4 protein-coding genes are annotated in these 5193 nt (G+C 69.5%); 1 reads left to right on the top strand and 3 read right to left on the bottom strand.

The window, feature by feature from the left end:
* Positions 1-2238: RNA helicase (locus J7E68_RS12015; protein WP_215172874.1), on the top strand; the 2238-nt coding region annotated here is incomplete at its 5' end.
* 81 nt (positions 2239-2319) lie between these two features.
* On the opposite strand, the gene J7E68_RS12010 is transcribed toward J7E68_RS12015, so the two are convergent.
* The 3 genes from J7E68_RS12010 to J7E68_RS12000 are packed head-to-tail and all read right to left on the bottom strand — an operon-like array spanning position 2320 to position 5047.
* A complete protein-coding gene (locus J7E68_RS12010; RefSeq protein ID WP_215172872.1) occupies positions 2320-3276 on the bottom strand; it encodes a D-alanine--D-alanine ligase in 957 nt (318 codons plus the stop codon).
* Positions 3273-4442, bottom strand: coding sequence for an alanine racemase (gene alr, locus J7E68_RS12005; protein ID WP_251048927.1), 1170 nt, complete (start codon positions 4440-4442; stop codon positions 3273-3275). The genes J7E68_RS12010 and alr overlap by 4 nt, the downstream gene beginning before the upstream one ends.
* Positions 4439-5047 (bottom strand): M15 family metallopeptidase, encoded by a 609-nt coding sequence (locus J7E68_RS12000; RefSeq protein ID WP_215172870.1) that lies wholly within the window; start codon positions 5045-5047, stop codon positions 4439-4441. Before J7E68_RS12000 ends, alr begins: the two co-directional genes overlap by 4 nt.
* Positions 5048-5193 lie beyond the last annotated feature (146 nt).

Genomic DNA, 5193 nt, shown 5'->3' with positions numbered 1-5193 from the left:
TTCTTCGCACTCGTCGACGTCTTCGGCGCCGCGAACGTCGGCATGATCACGGGCGACTCCTCGGTCAACCCCGACGCCCCGATCATCTGCTGCACGGCCGAGATCCTCGCGAACCTCGCGCTGCGCCAGGGCACGGATGCCGCGGTGCACCAGGTCGTCATGGACGAGTTCCACTTCTACGCCGACCCCGACCGCGGCTGGGCGTGGCAGGTGCCGCTGCTCGAGCTGCCGCAGGCGCAGTTCATCCTGATGTCGGCGACCCTCGGCGATGTGTCGCAGCTCTCGAGCGACCTGACCCGACGCACCGGCCGTGACACCGCATCCGTCACGGGCGTCGAACGCCCGGTTCCCCTGCACTACTTCTATGAGACGACGCCGATCCACGAGACGATCGACGATCTGCTGAGCACAGGCCAGGCCCCGGTCTACGTCGTGCACTTCTCGCAGGCTGCGGCGATGGAACGGGCGCAGGCCCTGTCGAGCACCAAGGTCGCCACGCGTGAGCAGCGCGACGAGATCGCCTCGCTCATCGGCGGATTCCGCTTCACGACCGCCTTCGGCAAGACCCTCTCGCGGTTCCTCCGCGCGGGCATCGGGGTTCACCATGCCGGGATGCTGCCGAAGTACCGTCGTCTGGTCGAACAGCTCGCCCAGCGCGGCCTGCTGCGTGTGATCTGCGGCACCGACACCCTCGGCGTCGGCATCAACGTGCCCATCCGCACCGTCCTGCTCACGGCGCTGACCAAGTTCGACGGCACCCGGATGCGCCAGCTCAGCGCTCGCGAATTCCACCAGATCGCCGGACGCGCGGGGCGCGCGGGCTACGACACCGCCGGCACCGTCGTCGCGCAGGCGCCGGAGCACGAGAGCGACAACATCGCCGCCATCAAGAAGGCCGGCGACGACCCGAAGAAGAAGCGCAAGATCATCCGAAAGAAGGCACCCGACGGCTTCGTGTCGTGGGGCGAGCCGTCGTTCCGCAAGCTGATCGACGCCGAACCCGAGACCCTGACCTCGCACATGCAGATCACGAGCGCCATGATGCTCAACGTGATCGGTCGCGGCGGCGATGTCTTCGGCAACATGCGCGCGCTCGTCTACGACAACCACGAGCCGCGAAAGCGGCAGCGCGAACTCGCGCTGCGCGCCATCGGCATCTACCGCACCCTGCTCGAATCCGGTGTCGTCGAGCAGACGGATGACGGTGAGATCCGCCTCACCGTCGACCTGCAGCCGAACTTCGCGCTGAACCAGCCGCTGTCGCCGTTCGCCCTCGCGGCGTTCGATCTGCTCGACCCCGACCCCTCGGCCGGCACGGGCACCGGGTCGTACGCCCTCGACATGATCTCGATCGTCGAGTCGACGCTCGACGATCCGCGCGCGATCCTCGGTCAGCAGGAGTTCCTCGCCCGAGGCGAGGCCGTGGCCGTCATGAAGCGCGAGGGCATCGAGTACGACGAGCGCATGGAGCTGCTCGAGGAGATCACGTACGCGAAGCCCCTCGATGAGCTGCTGACCGCCGCGTTCGAGACGTTCAGCGCCGCGCAGCCGTGGATCCGCGACTTCGAACTGCATCCGAAATCCGTCGTCCGCGACATGTACGAGCGGGCCATGTCGTTCGGGGAATACGTCGCGTACTACAAGATCGCGAGATCCGAGGGTGTCGTGCTGCGCTACCTCTCGGACGCGTATCGCGCGGCCTCGCAGACGATCCCGGAAGAGGCGAAGGACGAAGATCTCCGAGACCTGATCGAGTGGCTGGGCGAACTCGTGCGCCAGGTCGACTCGAGCCTGCTCGACGAGTGGGAAGAGCTGGTCAACGGGGTGCTCCAGGGACCGGATGACGAGCCGATCGTCCCCCCTGCGCCGAAGCGCCTCTCGTCGAACGTGCGGGCTTTCCGCACTCTCGTGCGCAACGAGCTGTTCCGCCGCGTGCAGCTCGCGGCCCGTGAGGATGTGGCGGCCCTCGCCGAGCTCGACCCCTCGTTCGGCGCCGACGCGTGGTCGGACGCGCTCGACGGCTACTTCGCCGAGCACGACGAGATCCTCACCGGCGCGAACGCGCGCAGCTCGCAGCTGCTGCTCCTCACCGAGGGCGCGACCGAGTGGACCGTTCGTCAGATCCTCGACGACCCGGCAGGCGACCACGACTGGGGCATCTCGGCCACGGTCGACCTCGCCGCCTCCGACGAGGAGGGCGCCGCGATCGTCACTGTGACAGGCGTCGACCGACTCTAGCCTCGGTCGGATGGCTGCTCTTCGCCCGGTTGGCTGACCGCTCCCGCCGATTCGCGACGTCGGGCCAGCCGACGCGTGCCGTCACCGTTCTGGAACCTCGGCGGCGCGAACGAGGCGGTCGACCAGGTCGACATACGACACGTCGGCCGCCGCGAACATGCGCGGCACCTGCGATGCGGCGGTCAGCCCCGGCATCGTGTTGACCTCGTTCAGCACCGGTCCCTCGTCAGTGAGGAAGAAGTCCATGCGCGCGACTCCCCCGCATCCGAGAGCGTCGAACAGCGCGAGGGCTGCTCGCGTGAGCGAGCCCGATTCGGCGATCGACAGCTGCGCCGGCACCGTGAACCGCGCGCTGCCGTCGTACTTCATGGCGGTGTCGAACAGCCCGGCCGCATGGATCTCGAGCGGGGGCGCCGCCCAGCGCACCCCTCCGGCCTCCCGGATGACGGCGAGATCGATCTCCCTCCCGTGCACGACCTCTTCGACGAGGATGCGCCGATCGAACCGTGCCGCCTCCCGCAGCGCCGCCGCGAGATCGGCTTCCTCCCGCACGAGCGACACCCCGTAGCTCGACCCTGCCGACACGGGCTTCACCACCACCGCACCGTCGAACTCGGCATCTCCGCAGTCGGCCGCGCCGATCAGCCGCCCTCGCGCCGTGCGCAGTCCCGCAGCCTCGGCCACGAGCTTCGTCATCCACTTGTCCATGCCGATCGCTCCCGCCCGCGGACCGGATCCGACGACGCGCACCCCGGCGAGAGCGCACAGCGCGGCGAGAACGCCGTCTTCACCCAGCGCTCCATGCACCGCGGGGAATACGACGTCGGCCCGCGTGATCATCGTCATCGCGAGAGCCAGGGATTCGGCGGCGGTGGCACCCTCCGAGACGCCCGCCACCTCCCAGATCCCCGCGCGCGAGATCGTCACCGTGCTGACCTCGTATCCCCCGACGCCCAGCGCCTCCGCGACCGCCGCGGCGGAGGCGAGCGAGACGTCATGCTCGGAGTTCTGCCCTCCTCCGATCACCAGAACCCTCACGCGATCGTCCTCTCGACCCGCGCACCGATGCCCGTGACGATCGTGTGGGGGATGCTCCCCGACCAGCGAGCCCACTCCTGCATGCTCGGCACCGCGCCGCCCTCCGGCCCGAAGATCACTGCGGTCGCGCCCCGCGGCACGAGGACGTCTCCGGTGTCGACGACGATCTGGTCCATCGACACGCGCCCGACGAGCGGGCAGCGGATGCCGTCGATCGCCACGCTCGCCCCCGCCAGAAGCTCACGAGGGATGCCGTCGGCGTACCCGACGCCGATCACCGCGAGCCGCGACTGGCGCTCCGTCACGAACGCTCCTCCGTAGCCGACCGCCGTCGCGGCGGGCACGATGCTGCTGTGCACGACCGACGCCGTCAGCCGCGCGGCGCCCTGCAGCGACACCGTCTCCGACGGATCGATGCCCACCAGCCCCGCGCCCACCCGCACCATGTCGAAGTGTGCGGCCGGGTCGGTGAGCGTGCCGGCGGTCGCCGCGAGATGCACGATCAGTGGCCCGAAGCCGGCGCGCAGCACGGCATCCCTCGCCTGTCGCATCCGCAGCACGGCGGCCGCGTTGGCCGCGGGGTCACCGGCGTCGGCGCAGGGCAGGTGCCCCATGACGCCGACGACGGCGATCCGCTCTGCGGCCGATCTCGCCAGTCGCAGCAGCTCCGCCCAGTCCCCGAGGGGCACGCCACCCCGCGACATCCCGGTGTCCATGTGCAGGTGCACGCGTACGCGCCCCGGCGGAAGCGTCGCGGCGTCGGCGATCAGCTGGCGCAGCTCGTCGACGGAGCCGACCGCGATGTCGACCCGATCGGCCACGGCACGCGCGACATCGACCCCCGAGGGGTTCAGCCACGCGAGGATCGGCGCCTCGATGCCGGCGATCCGCAGCTCGGCGGCATCGTCGACATCGGTGATGCCCAGCCATTCGGCTCCGGCATCGATCGCCGCACGAGCCACGGTGACGGCGCCGAGGCCATAGCCGTCGGCTTTGACGACCGCCATGATCGTGGCGTCGGTGGCCGACCGCATCCGCCCGACGTTCGCCGCGACCGCGGCAGGGATCGTCTGCAGGGTCGGTGCGTGCATGCGTGAGAGCGTGGGCCGCCGGGCGACCTTCATCGCGCCCAGTGCGGTGGGCTGCGTGGTGAATGCGGTGGTCATCGCTGCGTCCTCGGATCGGCGGTCGGGTCGTCGTACATCAGCGGGCAGCCGTTGGCGACGGCGGCCGGGCGCAGTTCGAAGTGCCAGCGCTCGTTCGCGAAGATCTGGCAGAGGCCGAACTCGGCGCCACGACGCGACAGCCAGTCCTGTGCGGCGAGCGGACCCAGATCGACCGCATCCCCCGACACGTGCTCGGAGTTCTCGGGGGTCGCGACCCAGCGGGCAGCCTCCTCTTCCGATCCGTACTCGGCGACCGCATCCTGCCGAAGAACCTGCTGGTACTCGGCCGACCGCCAGCCGCTGTTCACATGCATGCGCACGCCGTCGTGTTCGGCTGCGGTCGCGGCGTTGCGGACGGCCGCGAGCAGATCGGAGTCGAGTTTGGTCACGGCCGGCGTCTCGTCGAACACCGACACGGCCCCTTCGTCGTGGATGACCCCGTCTGCCTCGGTGAGAGACGAGGGCGAGATCGACGGTGAGACGGATGCCGACGCCAGCGACTGCTGACCGATCAGCACGATCGAGCCGGTGATCGCGGCGGCGAGGAGTGCGACCCCGATCACCGCGGTGGCCCGGTGACGCCCGAGGGCAGTGCGTATGTTCATGCCCTCAGTCAAGAAGGGGCGCTGTTGCGACGACGTATGCACTTTTTCATATGCTCGCGATATGCCCGGGTGCGTAAGCTCTGAGCACATGAGAGCTGTGCCGTGCGTGTGCTGATCGTCGAGGACGAGCCGTATCTCGCAGAGGC

It is taken from the genome of Microbacterium sp. ISL-103 (genome assembly GCF_018613995.1).
GTDB lineage: Bacteria > Actinomycetota > Actinomycetes > Actinomycetales > Microbacteriaceae > Microbacterium.
The sequence above is the reverse complement of the archived record's forward strand: the minus strand, read 5'-3'. Positions and strand labels throughout refer to the sequence as shown.